Genomic DNA, 3,068 nt, shown 5'->3' with positions numbered 1-3,068 from the left:
CGCCAAAGGCGCAGGCGCAGGACTCTCCAAAATCGGCGACATCACCAAAGGCCTCAAGGGGATCGGCAACGTCGAGATCCCCACGCTGCCCGACGGCTCGTTCCAGTTGCCCGACGGACACGTGCTGGACCCCAACGGCAACCTCATCTCCCCGACCGGCGCGCTCGACACGCCTTCGATCCCGCACGCCACGGTTCCCGGGACGTCGCTGCCCACCTCCTGGCAGATCCAGCCCACGTCGGTGCCCGGAGTCCATGCCGGAAGCGGCATCCCCGACGTGCCGCACACGGGTGGCGGCTTCGACAACGTGCCGGCCGGCGCGGGCAGCCATGTGCCCGGCGCTCCGGCGACCCATGTGCCGAACGGCTCCTTCGGCCCCGCCCCGGCGTCGTTCGACCCCGCGGGCCACGTGCCAGGGAACCCGGCGTCACACGTACCGAACGGTTCCTTCGGACCGACCCCGGCGTCGTTCGACCCGGCAGGCCACGTACCGGGCAGCCCCGCGGGTCACATACCGGGCACACCGGCAGGCCACGTCCCGAGCGGCTCGTTCGGCCCCGCCCCCGCTGCGTTCGACACCGCAGGCCACGTACCGGGCGGTCCCGCGAGCCACATACCCGGCGGGCCGGCAGCGCACGTTCCAGGCGAGCACATCCCGACGGCCGCAGGGCACGACATCCCGACCACGGCCCCGCACGGCCCGGGTCACGACGTGCCGACCACGCACGGACACGACGCACCGGGCACGCACGGGCATGACGCCTCGCACCACGGCGGGCACGCCGACGACGCGGCCGCGCACGCCGACGACGCGGCGCACACCGGTGACACCGGCGGACATGTCGACCCGCACGGCGCCACCGGAGACGCGCTGCACGGCGCGGACGACGCGGCGACGGCCGGCCACCACGGTGTGGACGGGACCGACGTCGCCGGCGCGGCGGACGACTTCAAGTACACCCCGCACATCTCTGCGGACGACTTCGATGAACTCTCGACTGCCGAGAAGCACCGGGTCGCCGCAGCCGAACTCACCGATGGCACCGTCCCGTTCACCGACGACTTGGCGGCGATCGAATACGGCCGGGACTACTGGAACGACTACGTCGACAACCTCGACCCGTCGGCGAAGCAGGCGCTCTGGGACTACACCGGCGAGACGTTCCCCTCGTACCACGACATGAACGGCCATCTGCGAGGCACGCCCGGCTTCGGCCCGAGGCCCGAGGTGCTGCATGACATCGGCGAGATGGACAAGGTCATGTCGACCCGACCCGTTCCCGAAGACATCATGGTCGTCCGGGGTACCGGTCTGGGTCACCTCAACCTGGAGTCTCCGCTCGACATGCTGGGCAACACCTACCCCGACAAGGGATACACCTCCACTTCCCTCGGCAATCACCCGGTGCCCAGCTTCGCGGGCAAGGAGGCGATCCTGCATCTCCGTGTGCCGAAGGGGACCCCCGCACTCTGGCTGGAGAAGGTCAGTAAGTTCGATGTGGAGGAACGGGAGCTGCTCCTGGCCCGTGGCTCCGAGTTCAAGGTGACCCGTGTGTTCATGGACAATGGCCAGGCCCAGGTCTACGGGGAAGTCCTACCTGCAAAGTAAGGGAGCATCGCACGTATGAGCAGGGAACAGCGACCTGATCCGGGACCCAATCCGCGCTTGAACGAGGACCTGTTGTTCAACGCGGCGCCCGGTGGACCACCGCGCTACAGCCATCTGTCTCAGAAGCCCGTTGAGTACCTCACGGTCGCGGACAGAGACGGTGACGTGATCGGCTATGTCTGGGCGAACGACGAGGACGACGCCGCCGGGTGGGTGGTCCGCAAGGCGGGCGGCGACGAGGCGTTCAACAAGGGCGCCAGATGGGCCAGGAAGCTCCACGACGCAAAGGCCCGCGGGGTTGCGCCCACTGCTGCCCTGGCGGAGATGATTCAAGAATCGGACCCGACGAAGAGCAGCCACGTCGTGCCCGGGTCCTTGACCGAGGCGGCGAACGCCGACGTGGTCAGGAGACTGGCCAACCCGGAGTAAGGGTGACCGGCGAAAACCGACCCCATCCGCGCTTCGAGGAAGATCTGCACTTCAAGCACATCGCCGGGCCGCCCCGCTACAACCGGGTCGCGCGGGGGCCTGTGCAGTACGTGCGAGTGGCCGCCGACACCGGCGTGGTGATCGGGTACGTCTGGGCGAGCGACGAGGACGATGCCGCCGGTTGGGTCACGCCGCCGGGGCTGGGCGCCACCGAGATCAATGCCGGTGCCGCATGGCTTCGGAAGCTGCGGGACGCGAAGGCGCGCGAGATCGCCCCCACCGCCCTGCTCGCCGAGCTGATCCGGGACACGAGCGACATCCGGGGAAGCCGCGTCGTGCCCGGCTTGCCGGCCGAGTCCACGACTCTCGATGGACTCAAGAAACTGGTGAGCAAGGGCTGACCACCCCCATCGAGAAGTGACGGAGCACAGCCCGAATGAGCACGGAACAGCGGCCCAATCCCCGCTTCGATGAGGACCTGCACCTCGAGCGCGGCGACGGACCCCCGGCCTATGGCTACAGGACGGATGGCCCCGTCCGATACTTTGCCGTGGCGGATGGGACCGGCACGGTACTGGGCTATGTGTGGGGTAGCGACGAGGATGACGCGGCAGCGTGGGAGCCACGGCCGTCTGCCGGCCCTCGCGCATTCAACGGTGGCTTTCTGTGGGAGATGAAACTGCGCGAGTTCAAGGCGCGCGGTACAGCGCCTACGGTCGCCCTCGCCGAGCTGATCCGGGACACGAGCGACATCGAATCGAGTCATGTCGTCGCTGGTTCACAGGCCGAGGCACCTACTCTTGCCGCTCTCGAAGAGCTTGCCAGGGAGCCGGACACGGCGTGACTGATCGAATTCGGGTCTGTCATGCCTTGGTCACAACGGGCGGCCCCGGGTTGAACCTGCGTGACTCGTTCGTCAGGATGGGCGCTGTAAAGGATCACTTGGCGTGGCAGGGGGAAGCGAATGAAGTTCGACATGGGGGCGCAGGTTCTGTCGAATCTGACGTCGAAGTCGCGTGGTTCGAGTGAT

4 protein-coding genes are annotated in these 3,068 nt (G+C 67.9%); all 4 read left to right on the top strand.

Annotation, left to right across the window (positions count from 1 at the left end; genetic code table 11):
• A partial coding sequence (locus ACFYP5_RS38610; RefSeq protein ID WP_389044729.1) for an ADP-ribosyltransferase occupies positions 1 to 1,609 on the top strand: 1,609 nt, incomplete at its 5' end.
• Between the two features lie 57 nt (positions 1,610 to 1,666).
• Positions 1,667 to 2,038: a hypothetical protein gene (locus ACFYP5_RS38605; protein WP_389044726.1), complete on the top strand. Its 372-nt coding sequence runs from the start codon at positions 1,667 to 1,669 to the stop codon at positions 2,036 to 2,038.
• A 2-nt stretch (positions 2,039 to 2,040) separates the two neighbouring features.
• Positions 2,041 to 2,439 carry a hypothetical protein gene (locus tag ACFYP5_RS38600; RefSeq protein WP_389044725.1) on the top strand — a complete coding sequence of 133 codons (399 nt, stop codon included), beginning with the start codon at positions 2,041 to 2,043 and terminating at the stop codon, positions 2,437 to 2,439.
• Positions 2,440 to 2,474: 35 nt separating this feature from the next.
• Positions 2,475 to 2,882 carry a hypothetical protein gene (locus tag ACFYP5_RS38595; protein WP_389044722.1) on the top strand — a complete coding sequence of 136 codons (408 nt, stop codon included), beginning with the start codon at positions 2,475 to 2,477 and terminating at the stop codon, positions 2,880 to 2,882.
• Positions 2,883 to 3,068 lie beyond the last annotated feature (186 nt).

Source organism: Streptomyces sp. NPDC005262, assembly GCF_042872425.1.
Classification (GTDB): Bacteria; Actinomycetota; Actinomycetes; order Streptomycetales; family Streptomycetaceae; genus Streptomyces.
This window is presented reverse-complemented; position numbering and strand designations above follow the sequence as displayed.